Consider the following 12,030-nt stretch of genomic DNA (forward strand, 5'->3'; position numbering starts at 1 on the left):
TGTCCGCAGCTCAAAGCGCGTCGGTGTCTGTTTCGCCGGTGCGGATGCGCACCGCCTGGTCGATGCCGAAAACGAAGATCTTGCCATCGCCGATCTGACCTGTCTTGGCCGCCGCGGTGATGGCTTCGACGGCCTTGTCGACCATGTCCAGGCCGACCGCGACTTCGATCTTGATCTTCGGCAGGAAGCTGACCGCGTATTCCGCCCCGCGATAGATTTCCGTGTGTCCCTTCTGACGCCCGTAGCCTTTGACTTCGGTGACGGTCAGGCCCTGGATGCCGACTGCGGTGAGCGCTTCGCGCACCTCGTCGAGCTTGAACGGCTTGATGATTGCCATCACGATTTTCATAAGGTTTCACCCTTTGCTGTTGCGGGTCCCCCGCGTTTGCACGACTTCGCCGATCCCCATGAGAGCCGGAGAGTGCCAGCTAGGATTCAAGCTCCGTGCCAATTGCCGAAGCAGGCCATTAACCTATTGTAAACAAAGTGATTGAGAGGTGTTCAGCTGCCGGCTGTTTATTGTCGCGGCAATGCACCTGATTAAAAAATAGGCAATTTTTGAAAAATGCCTATTCGGCGGGCGGTCGCTTCAGGCGAATCAGCCCTTCCTGGGCAACCGAGGCGATCAACGTGCCGTCGCGGGCAAACAGCGACCCGCGGGTGAACCCCCGCGACCCTTGCGTCGACGGGCTGTCTTGCGTGTAGAGCATCCAGTCGTCGAGCCGATGACTGCGGTGGAACCACATGGCGTGATCGAGGCTCGCCGCCTGGATGTCGCTATCGAAAATGGCGCGGCCATGCGCAAAGGTCGACGTATCGAGCAGCGTCATGTCGGAAAGATAGGCAAGCACGGCCGCCTGCGTGGCGCGATCGGCCGGAACCGGGCCGGTCGTGCGAATCCAGATGTTCTGCTTCGGCTCCAGCTTTTCGCGGCTGGTGTAATGCTCCAGCATCACCGGTTTCATCTCGATCGGCCGGTCACGCTCCCAGTAGCGCCTGATGCCGGCGGGCACGGCCTCCCCGAACTTGCCTATCAATTCGCGCTGCGACAGCAACGTGTCGGGCGCCGGCACGTCCTGCGGCATCGGCACCTGATGTTCGAGACCGACTTCATCTTGCTGGAACGAGGCTTCCAGCGAAAAGATCGCATGGCCGTGCTGGATCGCCACGACGCGGCGCGTGGTGAAGGAGCCGCCGTCGCGGATGCGGTCGACCTCGTAGATGATCGGCACCTTGGTGTCGCCGGGCCGCATGAAATAGCCATGCAGCGAATGCACGTGGCGTTCGGGCTCGACCGTACGCTGGGCCGCGACCAGCGCCTGGGCAATGGTCTGGCCGCCGAAGATACGTTGCCAGTCGAGCTTGGGGCTGCGACCACGGTACAGGTTGTGTTCCAGCTGCTCGAGGTCGAGAATGCCGAGAAGCTCGTCCATGGCCGCCGTCATGTTTCGCGCCCTCACCGAAGAAATGTTATGGCGGTTTCCGACAGGAATGACGGGCAGTCAAGGCCGGAAAGGAATTTGCTATGGTGGACCGTGAGGCGGATGCAAAAAACCGAACCTCGCTCGATGTTCTGGTCGCCGGCGCCGGCTATGTCGGGCTTGCCGCCGCGGTATCGCTGAAACAAGCGCGGCCAAGCCTGGCGGTCGCTGTCGTCGACGCCGCGCCCGCCGGCGTCTGGCAAAAGGACGGCCGCGCCTCGGCCATCGCCGCTGCCGCTTGCCGCATGCTCGACCAGCTCGGCGTCTGGGCCGAAATCGCGCCGGAGGCGCAGGCGATCACCGAAATGATCGTCACCGATTCGCGCACGTCCGATCCAATGCGCCCGGTGTTTCTCACCTTCGATGGCGAGGTCGCGCCCGGCGAAGCCTTTGCGCATATGGTCGCCAACAAGGATTTGAACGGCGCCTTGCGCCGGGGCGCCGAAGAACTCGGCATCGACATCATCGAAGGCGTCGCGGTCAACGCCTTCGACGTGAACGGCGCCGGCATCACCGTGCATCTTGCCGACGGCGCGACGCTGAAGGCACGACTGCTGATCGCCGCCGACGGCGTCAACTCGAAGCTGCGCGACATGGCCGGCATCAAGACGGTGAAATGGGAGTATGGCCAGTCCGGCATCGTCTGCACCGTGGCGCATGAACGGCCGCACAATGGCCGCGCCGAAGAGCATTTCCTCCCTGCCGGCCCGTTCGCCACGCTGCCGCTCAAGCCGGACAAGGATGGGACCAACCGCTCGTCGATCGTCTGGACCGAGCGGACGGCCGATGCCGAGAAACTGGTTGGCGGCGACGACCTCGTCTTCGAGCATGAGCTCGAACTGCGTTTTGGGCTGAAGCTCGGCGAGATTCGCGTCGCCGACAGGCCGCGCGCATGGCCACTCGGCCTGACGCTTGCCCGCGCCTTCGTCGCGCCGCGCATTGCGCTCGCCGGCGACGCCGCCCACGGCATCCATCCGATCGCCGGCCAGGGCCTCAATCTCGGCTTCAGGGATGTGGCGGCATTGGCCGAAGTGGTGGTCGAGGCCGACCGGCTCGGTCAGGATATCGGCGCGCTCGACGTGCTCGAACGCTACCAGCAATGGCGGCGCTTCGACACGCTGCAGATGGGCATCACCACCGATGTCCTGAACCGGCTGTTTTCCAACGACATCGGCCCGCTGCGCGCCGTCCGCGACGTTGGCCTCGGCCTTGTCGAACGCATGCCTCGGCTGAAGGATTTCTTCATCCGCCAGGCATCCGGCCTGTCCGGCGACACACCGAAACTGCTGAAGGGCGAGGCGATCTGATCCGTCTCACGGACATGCCAAGGTGTGTTGAGATTCAGGTCAGGCCAAGCCGAGAACGGTGAGTTCCGAGAACCGGAGCGGAGCGTACTTTTTGGCACGTGAGCACCGGAAGCGCAGGAAGTCGCCGTTCGCGGCCGGCATCACCTGAATGTCAGCACACCCTAGTTGACCTCGAAGCCAAGCTTCTGCCGCAGCCGCAGCATTCGCTGGTCGGATATCTTCAGGGGTTGCTCACCAGCCTGCGCTGCGCGGTTCACCATCTGCAGCAGATCATTTCTTTCGGCCACGTCAAGACGTTCGCGCAGGAACGGCGCCAGCTTGTCGACGACGATCGCGGCATCGTCGATCTGCGACGCCGCCCATTTGGCATAGACCACCGCCTCATCGGTCTTCTTTTCGTCCGCAATCTCGGAGATCACCAGCCGAATCGCGGCTTCGCGCTGCGGCAGGACAGGGCCGTTCTCGGAAACAATGGCAACGATCAGCGTCGCGGCCGCCACGACCGGATCGTCGATCGCCGTCAGCGGTGAAAGCGCCGCCTGCTTGCGCAGTTTCTTGCGGCGCACATTGCCCTGGACGCGACCGAAGACATCCGCAACCTCACGCGCTGCGTCGTTCATGATCTTCAGCCGGTACCACCAGAACGCCGCCACTCCCAGCAGGCCAATCGCAGCAATCAGTATATGCATGCCCGAAATCCCCAAACCGCAGCGACGATAGGAGAAGAATTGCCTTGCTTCAACACGCAAAAGTTGCGCCCGCCGAAGAAAATTTGATTCCGCCGGACGCAGAACGGAACAATCCCTAAGTGCATGTCGCCCAAAAGTGCGCAGCGGTTTTGGGATAACGACAGGCATAGAACAAGAACTTAAAGCGCGTCGCATGAATCCACTCAGACACGACGTGCTTTAAGACCCCGGCACGTTGTAGATCGCCCTGACCTCGATCGTGCCGATCTCGGCCAGCGGAATGCCGCCGGCAATCTCCAGCGCCTCGTCGAGATCCCCGGCCTCGATCATGACGAAGCCGAGCAACTGTTCCTTGGTCTCGGCGAAAGGGCCATCGGTGATCAGCCGCTTGCCCTTGCGCCGCCGCACGGCCTTCGACGTCTTCACCGATTGCAGCGCCTGCGCGATGATCAGCCGCCCGCTTTGCTCCACCGACCTGTCATAGGCCAATGAATCCGCGTCGAGCTTGGCCAGCCTTTCGGGAGTCATTGCGTAAAGGTCTTTTTCTTCACCATAGACCAGGCAAACATATTTCATCTTTATCTCCATTCCTGGATTGAATCGTAAGACGAGGCGACGGTGGCATCAGCCGGTCCTCTGCCCACCGCAAGATCGAGAAGGCACACCGTCACCCCGATGATGGCGACGGCCGCAAGCAGTCGGCCAAAACCAGAGGATGGCCGATGCCACCAGTCGGCTTCTTGTTCGCCGGCCTTCTTGCCAGTGTATCCCCAGTGAGCAGAAAACAGATTGTTCATATGATCCTCCATCCGGCCACGAATTCCAGGGCCGCCCGCAGGACGGTCGAGGCGGGTGGAAGTCGACATTTTTGCACGCGGATTTTTTTTGGATGCGGCGCTGGCCATGCGAAGGCACGGGTGGCCTTCGGACTCGCGCGCGCTATAGTCAACCGGACGCCGATCACGGCTCGACAATCAAGGAGGAATTCATGGACCGCACAGCAAACGCCGTCTGGAAAGGCGATCTGAAGGGGGGCAAGGGCACGCTCGACACGCAGAGCGGGACCCTGAACGGCACGCCCTATTCGTTCAAGGCGCGCTTCGAGGATGAGAGCGGCAAGTCCGGCACCAATCCGGAAGAGCTGATCGCGGCGGCGCATGCCGGCTGCTTTGCCATGCAGTTCTCTCACTTCCTGGCCGAGAACGGCACGCCTGCCGACGAACTCGACGCCAAGGCGGTGGTGACGCTGGTTCCCGGCACGGGGATCACCGGCAGCGCTCTCACGGTGGTCGGCAAGGTGCCCGGCATCGATGCCGCCAAGTTCAAGGAATTGGCCGAAATGGCCAAGGCCGGCTGCCCGGTGTCGAAGGCACTCGGCGCCATAAATGTATCGCTCGACGCCAGGCTCGGCTGAGAATCCCTGATTGCGTAGCCATAGCCGGTTTGATTCCGCCGAAGGTGACGCGGACTCTTGGGGCGCCGTCGCCAATGACCTGTTCGGACGTCGAACGCGCACGAACAAAAAATCGTGATTCCGACTGCAGGAAACGGGCGATGGACATTCGATCGACGCTGATGGAGCTATGTGAGGCCTTCAACGCGCACGACCTTGATCGCATCATGGCATTCTTTTCCGACGATTGTGTCCTGGAGATGCCGAGGGGGAGCAAGCCTTGGGGTTCCCGTTTCGAGGGCAAACGGAACGTGCGTGAAGCGCTGGCAACACGCTTTGAAGGCCTGCCTGACGTCCACTACGGCAACGGTGAACATTTCGTGGATTCGACTGCCGATACCGGCATCTCAAAATGGACCCTCACAGGCACCACCCGCGACGGGACGAGAAAGGAGGTCCAAGGCTGTGACTTCTACACGTTTCGCGACGGCAAGGTGATCCGCAAGGACTCATACTGGAAAATCGTGGAGTAGGCGTCCACCGCTCTGGCTAGCCTTCGCCGGCCAGCGCGTCGAGGCGGGCGCGCAGCGCGGCAACCTCTTGCTCGAGAGCTTGCACGCGCGCTTCGATATCCGAAGCCGGCGAAGGCGATTGCAGGGGCGTTGCAGCCACTGGCGCCTGCACATGCCCGCACAGGAGATGCACATAGCGTTCCTCGCGCTGGCCGGGACCGCGATCGATCTGCTGAACGAGCGGCGGCTTGCGGCCGATCAACAGGTCGAGATTGCCGCGAAGCTCGTCGATGGACGGGAAGCGCGCCATGCGTTCGCTTCGCGCCAGCAATTCATGAGCCGTCTGCGGGCCGCGCAGCAACAGCAGGCCAAGCAGCACGAATTGCGCCGAGGTCAGGGAAAAGCGCTGCGCGACGATATGCTCATAGCGTTCGACGCGCGAGGCAAAGACCTGCCTGACCAGGCCCTTGTGCTCAAGCTGGCCAAGCGCTCGTCTTACCTCGGCAAGCTCGACCGACATCACCGGCTCGCGCGCCGTCTTCTGGTTCGCGGCGGCAAGTGCCGCATTGAGCGTCAGCGGGTAGACATCGGGTGTCAGTTCCTTCTTTTCGATCAGGCAACCGAGCACGCGCGCTTCGATGGGGGATAGGATCGGCAGTTCGGTGTCAGTCATAGGATCGGCTATCCTTTTGAAGTCGGCGCGAAGGATCGCTGCGGACGATCCCGGCGGCAACCCGTCCGAAGCTATACCCTTCTCTCCACCATCATCTTCTTGATCTCGGCGATCGCCTTGGCCGGGTTGAGCCCCTTGGGGCAGGTTTGGGCGCAGTTCATGATGGTGTGGCAGCGATAGAGCCGGAAAGGGTCTTCGAGATTGTCGAGCCGTTCGCCCTTGGCCTCGTCCCTGGAATCGATCAGCCAGCGATAGGCCTGCAGCAGCGTCGCCGGGCCGAGGTAGCGGTCGCCGTTCCACCAGTAACTCGGGCAGGAGGTCGAGCAGCAGGCGCACAAGATGCATTCATAGAGGCCGTCGAGTTTTTCGCGGTCCTCATGGCTCTGCAGCCATTCCTTGGCCGGCTCGGGCGACACCGTCTTCAGCCACGGCTCGATCGAGGCGTGCTGGGCGTAGAAATTGGTGAGATCGGGCACCAGATCCTTGACCACCGGCATGTGCGGCAGCGGATAGACCTTGATCGCACCGGAAATGTCGTCGCAGCCCTTGGTGCAGGCCAGCGTGTTGGACCCGTCGATGTTCATGGCGCAGGAGCCGCAAATGCCCTCGCGGCAGGAGCGGCGCAGCGTCAGCGTCGGGTCGATCTTGTTCTTGATCCAGAGCAGCGCGTCGAGCACCATCGGCCCGCAATCATCCATGTCGACGAAATAGGTGTCCATGCGCGGGTTCTCGTCATCATCCGGCGACCAGCGGTAGATGCGATATTCCCGCAGATTCGTCGCACCCTCCGGCTTCGGCCAGGTTTTGCCCTGCTTGATCTTCGACTTTTTCGGAAGCGTGAGTTCGACCATTACCTCAGGTCCTTTCGGATGACGAGCTTCAGCCCGGACCAGATCCCATTCACGGCGGCGACCTCGACGTCGACGAGGTCGAGCTTCAGCGCTTGCGCGCGGATGATAGCCGCCATCGCTAGTACACCCTGGCCTTCGGCGCGATCTTGGCCGGGTTGATGCCGCCGTCTGCTTCCCTGAGCAACGTCTCGGTGTGCACCGGCCGGTAGGTCAGCGTCACCTCGCCGGCCTCGCTGAGCCGGGCCAGCGTATGCTTGCGCCAGTTCGCGTCGTCGCGCGCCGAAAAATCTTCCCGCGCGTGCGCGCCACGGCTCTCCTTGCGCGCCTCGGCGCCATGGACGGTGGTGATGGCGTTGGCCATCAGGTTTTCCAGCTCCAGCGTCTCGACCAGATCGGAGTTCCAGATCATCGAGCGGTCGAACACTTTTACGTCCTTGAGCTCGCCCCAGATCTGCGAAACGCGCTTGCAGCCGCTTTCCAGCGATTCCTGGGTGCGGAACACCGCCGCATCCTCCTGCATCGCCTTCTGCATCTTCTCACGCAGCACAGCGGTCGGCGTCGAGCCGTTGGCATGGCGCAGCCGGTCGAAGCGATCCATGATCTTCTCGATCGACGCCTCGTTGGGCGGCGGGATCGCGGCGTTGCGGTCGATCACCTGGCCGGCCCTGATCGCCGCCGCGCGGCCGAACACCACCAGATCGATCAGCGAGTTCGAGCCGAGCCGGTTGGCGCCATGGACGGAGGCGCAGCCGGCTTCGCCGACCGCCATCAGCCCAGGCGACACCTGGTCCGGGTTCAAGGCGGTCGGGTTGAGCACCTCGCCCCAGTAATTCGTCGGCACGCCGCCCATATTGTAGTGGACCGTCGGCAGCACCGGGATCGGCTCCTTGGTCAGGTCGACGCCGGCAAAGATTTTTGCCGATTCTGAAATACCCGGCAGCCTTTCGTGCAAAACGGCCGGATCAAGGTGGTCGAGGTGGAGAAAAATATGGTCCTTCTTCGGTCCGACGCCCCGCCCTTCGCGGATCTCCAGCGTCATGCAGCGCGAGACCACGTCGCGCGAGGCAAGGTCCTTGGCCGATGGCGCGTAGCGCTCCATGAAGCGCTCGCCCTCGGAATTGACGAGATAGCCGCCCTCGCCGCGCGCGCCCTCGGTGATCAGGCAGCCGGCGCCGTAGATGCCGGTCGGGTGGAACTGCACGAACTCCATGTCCTGCAGCGCCAGCCCGGCACGTGCCGCCATGCCGCCGCCGTCGCCGGTGCAGGTGTGCGCCGAGGTGGCCGAGAAATAGGCGCGGCCATAGCCGCCGGTCGCCAGCACCACCATCTTTGCCGAAAAACGATGGATGGTGCCGTCGTCGAGGTTCCAAGCGACGACGCCAGTGCAGGTGCCGTCCGGCTCCATAATCAGGTCGAGCGCGAAATACTCGATGAAGAACTGCGCATTGTGCTTCAGCGACTGGCCGTAGAGCGTGTGCAGCATGGCGTGGCCGGTGCGGTCGGCGGCGGCACACGTGCGCTGCACCGGCGGCCCCTCGCCGAAATTCATCATCATGCCGCCGAACGGCCGCTGATAGATTTTCCCGTCCTCGGTACGGCTGAAGGGAACGCCGTAATGCTCAAGCTCGTAGACCGCCGCCGGCGCCTCGCGCACCATGTATTCTTGTGCGTCGGTGTCACCGAGCCAATCCGAACCCTTGACCGTGTCGAAGAGATGCCACTGCCAGTTGTCGGGACCCATATTGGCGAGCGAGGCGGCGATGCCGCCCTGCGCCGCCACCGTGTGCGACCGCGTCGGGAAAACCTTGGTGATGCAGGCTGTGCGCAGGCCCTGTTCGGCCATGCCGAGCGTGGCGCGCAGGCCGGCTCCGCCGGCGCCGACGACCACCACGTCGAATTTGTGATCGACATAGGTGTAGGCGGAAGCCGTGTTGGCGTTTTTCGCGTCCTTGGCCAAAACGTCAGCCTCCAAATGCCAGTTTGAGCAGGGCGAAGATCGAGGCGACGCCGATTACTACGGGAAAGAATGTGTTGAGGGCGAGCAACGCCAGCCTCATGCCCTCGCCATGCACATAGTCCTCGATGATCGCCTGCATGCCGAGCCGCATGTGATAAAGCCCGGACAAGAGCACCAGGGCCAGCACCACAGCCACGAACGGATTGGCAAGTGCGGCGCGCACCTCCGCATAGCCGGCGCCGTTGAGCGCAATCAGAAAGCCGACGAAGAACAGGATCAGCGGGATGTTGGCGATCGCCGTCAGGCGCTGGCGCCAGAAATGCTCAGTGCCCTCGCGGGCCGAGCCGAGGCCGCGAACCTTCGCCAGCGGCGTGCGCATGTCGGTATTGTTGGCGCTCATGTCAGGCTCCCCGCGCCATGTAGCCGGCGATCCAGATCAGCAGCGTCAGCACAATCGAGCCGGCCAGCGTCGCCCAGGCGATCCTCGAGGCCGTGTCCTTTTCAAGACCTGCCCCGGTGTCCCAGATCAGATGGCGCACACCGCCCAGCATATGGTGCATCAGCGCCCAGGTGTAGCCGAACAGCACCAGCCGCCCCAGCCACGAGCCGAAGCCCCAGTTGACGGCATCGAAGGTGGATTGCGAGCTTGCCGCCGCCATCAGCCACAGGGCGACCAGCAGCGTGCCGAAATAGAGCGCCCCGCCGGTGATGCGATGGATGATCGACATCGTCATCGTGATCGGCGGTCGATAGACGGTCAGATGCGGCGAAAGCGGCCGTTCACGTCTGGCAAATTCGCGGGTGGCTGGTGATTTGCTCATGGCTCCCCCAGTTCGGCGTCTCTGGAGCCCCAGGTGGAAATGCGGCGTGACCGCTTCCGGATGCGACTTCGGACAGCCGGTTTCTAATGCTCTTTTTGCACCGCGTCAAAGCCGGAAAATCGTTTTGGAAACGTAATTTAGTCTGAAGAAAGAAGGGGATTTCGGCTTCAATCGATTAGCCAGGCGCATCGTCGCTGCAGTGCGGTATACGGGCGGGTCCGCTGACCGAATCAGCGGGTGCAGGTCAGCGGCGTCTTCCCACCCTTCATCACCAGCGCGTCGCGGCCGTCGATCACGATTGCGTCATGCGCCTCGCCGAAGCGGCTGTTCTGATTGGCGGGCGAAGCCGGCAGATCCTGGCTGACGCCGTCGGGACCAAGCACGCGCACCGACGTGCCGAGATTTTCGATGGTCATCGTGCCGCCATCGGCACACTTGTAGGTCGCGGTGCGCGGCTGCGGTGCCGTCAAATCGGTCGCGCTGGCAGCAGCCTGATTCCCGGCCTTAGTCTGCGACACGCAGGCAGCCGCGGTCAGCAATGGCAAAAGGGCGAGCGTCACCCGAAACGTCCGGCGTAACGCCATATGCTGTCTCCTCACGCATCGATCCAACCGCGATGCTATGCCAAGATCCCCCGCGCCGGCCGCGATGGTGCGGGCAAGCATGGCCGAAAGATGGCCGCGGCCGTCCGTTAACCATGTTTGCCAAGACCTGGCAGCCTGCAAAGTTAGCCTCTTAACAAAGGTTAAGAAAAGGTTAATTTCTGAGTCAGAGGAGGTTCGCCTCTGACAATGGAGGACGCCATGCGTTCGAATTCAGGCAGATCGCGCCTCCCGGCGCTCGTCCTGGCGGCTGCGGTCATCGGCTTGGCGGCACCGGCACGCGCCGGGACACGCGACCGCGTCTACGCCGATTCCTTCGGCAATCTCGTCATAGAAAGCGCCGCCGGCTACAAGCGCATCCTCGTCGGGGAGGGCAAATTGGCCAAGGAATTGTCCAACTACGTCGGCGCCGACCAACCCAAAGTCATCTATGAAAACGAAGCGGACGATGTCAGCGGTCGCGACTGCTACAGGCCGCCGGTTTTCGTAAAGGGCCGCAGCTATATGTACGGTCTTTCCGACGGCGAGATGCCCGAACTCAGCCCCTGCCGCTGATTCGATCCGGCGTTGCCACCCCCGCCTTCGACCCCATGGAGATGCGCACGCGATCGCGTCCGCTGCCCTTGGCCTGGTAGAGCGCCTCGTCCGCACGCCGCATCAGATCGATGAAACCTTCCGCTAGGCGAAGCTCGGCAACGCCGAAGCTGGCGGTGCAGCGATGGTCCGCCGGCAGACAGTCTATCGGCAAGGCCCCGAAAGCGCTGCGCGCGCCTTCGGCGAAGAGCCGCGCGGCGGCGAGGTTGGTGCCCGGCAGGATGATGGCGAATTCCTCACCACCGATGCGGCCGGCGACGTGATGGTCGGCGGCCGCATCACGCAGGAAGCCGGCAAAGGCCTCGATGACCCGGTCGCCGGATGCGTGACCGAAACTGTCGTTGATGCTCTTGAAATGATCGAGGTCGGCGATGACCAGGGCGACCGGAATACCCTTGCGCACGGCGTCACGCATCGCGATCTCGGCGTGACGTTCGAAGCCGCCTCGGTTGAGCAGCCTTGAAAGCGTGTCCGTCTCCGACTTCAACGTCACCTCGGCGAGCACGTCACGGACCAGAATGACCAGTATGAGAAGCGCGATTGCCATACCGAAGACAGTGCCGAGCGACTGCGACACCAGAGCGTAGTTGCTCTGCAGGTAGGCCTGTGGATTGGCACCCCAGCCACCCAACGCATGGGCGATGAACGGCTTGCTCACGAATTGCAGGGCGCTGGCCGCCAGAACGGCCATCAGCAGATGGTCGAGCCGGTCGCGTCTTTGCCTGGACGACCAGACGATGCCAACGCCGACGAACTGCATGGCGGCATAGGGAAGCTGGTAGGCCATCATGCGGGCAAGCGACTGGCGCGGCAGATCCTCTGCGAAATACACGGCCGCGATGGCCGCAAACAGGAAGACGAGCATTGGCACCCAGGGCGGTGCCACACCGTATTTATGGGCAAGCCCGCCATTGAAGGCGATAGTGGCGCCAAGGAAAACGGCAAAACCCGCGACGACCGCGGGCCGCGCATTGTCGAAGACCGGAATGGCGAACTCGACGGCGAAATAGACCATCCCGAGCAGATAACCGAAGACCAGCCAGCGAGCCGACGCGCGCCCCACATCGTAGAACGAAACAGTCATGAAGGCTGCCGCCAGTAAGCCGGCGACGAGCAGGTTGATTGCCAGGATAAATTCTGCGCCGCCCAT

16 protein-coding genes and 1 pseudogene are annotated in these 12,030 nt (G+C 62.8%); 4 read left to right on the forward strand and 13 right to left on the reverse strand.

The features are described from left to right. Nucleotides 1-10: 10 nt before the first annotated feature. Together IQ26_RS15445 and tesB are read right to left on the reverse strand one after the other, a co-directional pair. Nucleotides 11-349, reverse strand: a complete 339-nt coding sequence (locus tag IQ26_RS15445) for a P-II family nitrogen regulator (RefSeq protein ID WP_023800571.1) — start codon at nt 347-349, stop codon at nt 11-13. A gap of 220 nt (nt 350-569) precedes the next feature. Beyond that, complete coding sequence (tesB, locus tag IQ26_RS15450) at nt 570-1,445, reverse strand: acyl-CoA thioesterase II (protein ID WP_145718648.1); 876 nt, start codon at nt 1,443-1,445, stop codon at nt 570-572. 80 nt (nt 1,446-1,525) lie between these two features. Here tesB and IQ26_RS15455 point away from each other — a divergent pair, with 80 nt between their 5' ends. Beyond that, nucleotides 1,526-2,788: a ubiquinone biosynthesis hydroxylase gene (locus IQ26_RS15455; protein WP_145718650.1), complete on the forward strand. Its 1,263-nt coding sequence runs from the start codon at nt 1,526-1,528 to the stop codon at nt 2,786-2,788. A gap of 161 nt (nt 2,789-2,949) precedes the next feature. Here IQ26_RS15455 and IQ26_RS15460 read toward each other — a convergent pair whose 3' ends face one another. From IQ26_RS15460 to IQ26_RS15470, 3 genes are all read right to left on the reverse strand, one after another. After that, nucleotides 2,950-3,477 (reverse strand): hypothetical protein, encoded by a 528-nt coding sequence (locus IQ26_RS15460; RefSeq protein ID WP_145718652.1) that lies wholly within the window; start codon nt 3,475-3,477, stop codon nt 2,950-2,952. 219 nt (nt 3,478-3,696) lie between these two features. Then, the gene (locus IQ26_RS15465) at nt 3,697-4,053 is read right to left on the reverse strand and encodes a YciI family protein (protein WP_145718654.1); all 357 of its coding nucleotides are present in this window, start codon (nt 4,051-4,053) and stop codon (nt 3,697-3,699) included. Nucleotides 4,054-4,055: 2 nt separating this feature from the next. Continuing rightward, the gene (locus tag IQ26_RS15470) at nt 4,056-4,274 is read right to left on the reverse strand and encodes a hypothetical protein (protein WP_145718655.1); all 219 of its coding nucleotides are present in this window, start codon (nt 4,272-4,274) and stop codon (nt 4,056-4,058) included. A gap of 191 nt (nt 4,275-4,465) precedes the next feature. Between IQ26_RS15470 and IQ26_RS15475 the strand changes: the two genes are divergently transcribed. Both IQ26_RS15475 and IQ26_RS15480 read left to right on the forward strand, forming a co-directional pair. Then, a complete protein-coding gene (locus IQ26_RS15475) occupies nt 4,466-4,891 on the forward strand; it encodes an OsmC family protein (RefSeq protein ID WP_145718657.1) in 426 nt (141 codons plus the stop codon). Nucleotides 4,892-5,031: 140 nt separating this feature from the next. Further along, on the forward strand, nt 5,032-5,403 hold the full coding sequence (locus tag IQ26_RS15480; RefSeq protein ID WP_145718658.1) for a nuclear transport factor 2 family protein: 372 nt from the start codon (nt 5,032-5,034) through the stop codon (nt 5,401-5,403). A gap of 16 nt (nt 5,404-5,419) precedes the next feature. Here IQ26_RS15480 and IQ26_RS15485 read toward each other — a convergent pair whose 3' ends face one another. From IQ26_RS15485 to IQ26_RS15515, 7 genes and pseudogenes are all read right to left on the reverse strand, one after another. Further along, complete coding sequence (locus IQ26_RS15485; protein ID WP_145718660.1) at nt 5,420-6,055, reverse strand: YceH family protein; 636 nt, start codon at nt 6,053-6,055, stop codon at nt 5,420-5,422. Between the two features lie 71 nt (nt 6,056-6,126). Further along, entirely contained in the window at nt 6,127-6,906 is a 780-nt protein-coding gene (locus IQ26_RS15490) for a succinate dehydrogenase iron-sulfur subunit (protein WP_145718662.1), read from the reverse strand. Further along, nucleotides 6,906-7,013, reverse strand: a pseudogene (locus IQ26_RS15495) (DUF3052 domain-containing protein); the annotation flags it as partial. The gene IQ26_RS15490 and the pseudogene IQ26_RS15495, both read right to left, overlap by 1 nt. 11 nt (nt 7,014-7,024) lie before the next feature. Further along, nucleotides 7,025-8,863 carry a succinate dehydrogenase flavoprotein subunit gene (gene sdhA, locus IQ26_RS15500; RefSeq protein ID WP_145718664.1) on the reverse strand — a complete coding sequence of 613 codons (1,839 nt, stop codon included), beginning with the start codon at nt 8,861-8,863 and terminating at the stop codon, nt 7,025-7,027. A 4-nt stretch (nt 8,864-8,867) separates the two neighbouring features. Beyond that, nucleotides 8,868-9,263 (reverse strand): succinate dehydrogenase, hydrophobic membrane anchor protein, encoded by a 396-nt coding sequence (gene sdhD, locus IQ26_RS15505; protein ID WP_145718666.1) that lies wholly within the window; start codon nt 9,261-9,263, stop codon nt 8,868-8,870. Nucleotide 9,264: 1 nt separating this feature from the next. Then, nucleotides 9,265-9,684 (reverse strand): succinate dehydrogenase, cytochrome b556 subunit, encoded by a 420-nt coding sequence (sdhC, locus tag IQ26_RS15510; protein ID WP_145718668.1) that lies wholly within the window; start codon nt 9,682-9,684, stop codon nt 9,265-9,267. A 230-nt stretch (nt 9,685-9,914) separates the two neighbouring features. Continuing rightward, nucleotides 9,915-10,268, reverse strand: coding sequence for a hypothetical protein (locus IQ26_RS15515; RefSeq protein ID WP_145718670.1), 354 nt, complete (start codon nt 10,266-10,268; stop codon nt 9,915-9,917). 219 nt (nt 10,269-10,487) lie between these two features. On the opposite strand from IQ26_RS15515, the gene IQ26_RS15520 reads away from it, so the two are divergent. Beyond that, nucleotides 10,488-10,841, forward strand: a complete 354-nt coding sequence (locus tag IQ26_RS15520) for a hypothetical protein (protein ID WP_145718672.1) — start codon at nt 10,488-10,490, stop codon at nt 10,839-10,841. Here IQ26_RS15520 and IQ26_RS15525 read toward each other — a convergent pair. Continuing rightward, nucleotides 10,825-12,030: a GGDEF domain-containing protein gene (locus tag IQ26_RS15525; RefSeq protein ID WP_145718674.1), complete on the reverse strand. Its 1,206-nt coding sequence runs from the start codon at nt 12,028-12,030 to the stop codon at nt 10,825-10,827. The genes IQ26_RS15520 and IQ26_RS15525 overlap by 17 nt on opposite strands.

This window comes from Mesorhizobium tianshanense, assembly GCF_007830515.1.
In the GTDB taxonomy this organism is placed as follows: domain Bacteria; phylum Pseudomonadota; class Alphaproteobacteria; order Rhizobiales; family Rhizobiaceae; genus Mesorhizobium; species Mesorhizobium tianshanense.

Bases quoted from the DNA above. Each gene is read 5' to 3' on its own strand.
- IQ26_RS15445 (WP_023800571.1), bottom strand. From the start codon at position 349: ATGAAAATCGTGATGGCAATCATCAAGCCGTTCAAGCTCGACGAGGTG.
- tesB (WP_145718648.1), bottom strand. From the start codon at position 1,445: ATGACGGCGGCCATGGACGAGCTTCTCGGCATTCTCGACCTCGAGCAG.
- IQ26_RS15455 (WP_145718650.1), top strand. From the start codon at position 1,526: ATGGTGGACCGTGAGGCGGATGCAAAAAACCGAACCTCGCTCGATGTT.
- IQ26_RS15460 (WP_145718652.1), bottom strand. From the start codon at position 3,477: ATGCATATACTGATTGCTGCGATTGGCCTGCTGGGAGTGGCGGCGTTC.
- IQ26_RS15465 (WP_145718654.1), bottom strand. From the start codon at position 4,053: ATGAAATATGTTTGCCTGGTCTATGGTGAAGAAAAAGACCTTTACGCA.
- IQ26_RS15470 (WP_145718655.1), bottom strand. From the start codon at position 4,274: ATGAACAATCTGTTTTCTGCTCACTGGGGATACACTGGCAAGAAGGCC.
- IQ26_RS15475 (WP_145718657.1), top strand. From the start codon at position 4,466: ATGGACCGCACAGCAAACGCCGTCTGGAAAGGCGATCTGAAGGGGGGC.
- IQ26_RS15480 (WP_145718658.1), top strand. From the start codon at position 5,032: ATGGACATTCGATCGACGCTGATGGAGCTATGTGAGGCCTTCAACGCG.
- IQ26_RS15485 (WP_145718660.1), bottom strand. From the start codon at position 6,055: ATGACTGACACCGAACTGCCGATCCTATCCCCCATCGAAGCGCGCGTG.
- IQ26_RS15490 (WP_145718662.1), bottom strand. From the start codon at position 6,906: ATGGTCGAACTCACGCTTCCGAAAAAGTCGAAGATCAAGCAGGGCAAA.
- sdhD (WP_145718666.1), bottom strand. From the start codon at position 9,263: ATGAGCGCCAACAATACCGACATGCGCACGCCGCTGGCGAAGGTTCGC.
- sdhC (WP_145718668.1), bottom strand. From the start codon at position 9,684: ATGAGCAAATCACCAGCCACCCGCGAATTTGCCAGACGTGAACGGCCG.
- IQ26_RS15515 (WP_145718670.1), bottom strand. From the start codon at position 10,268: ATGGCGTTACGCCGGACGTTTCGGGTGACGCTCGCCCTTTTGCCATTG.
- IQ26_RS15520 (WP_145718672.1), top strand. From the start codon at position 10,488: ATGCGTTCGAATTCAGGCAGATCGCGCCTCCCGGCGCTCGTCCTGGCG.
- IQ26_RS15525 (WP_145718674.1), bottom strand. From the start codon at position 12,030: ATGGGCGGCGCAGAATTTATCCTGGCAATCAACCTGCTCGTCGCCGGC.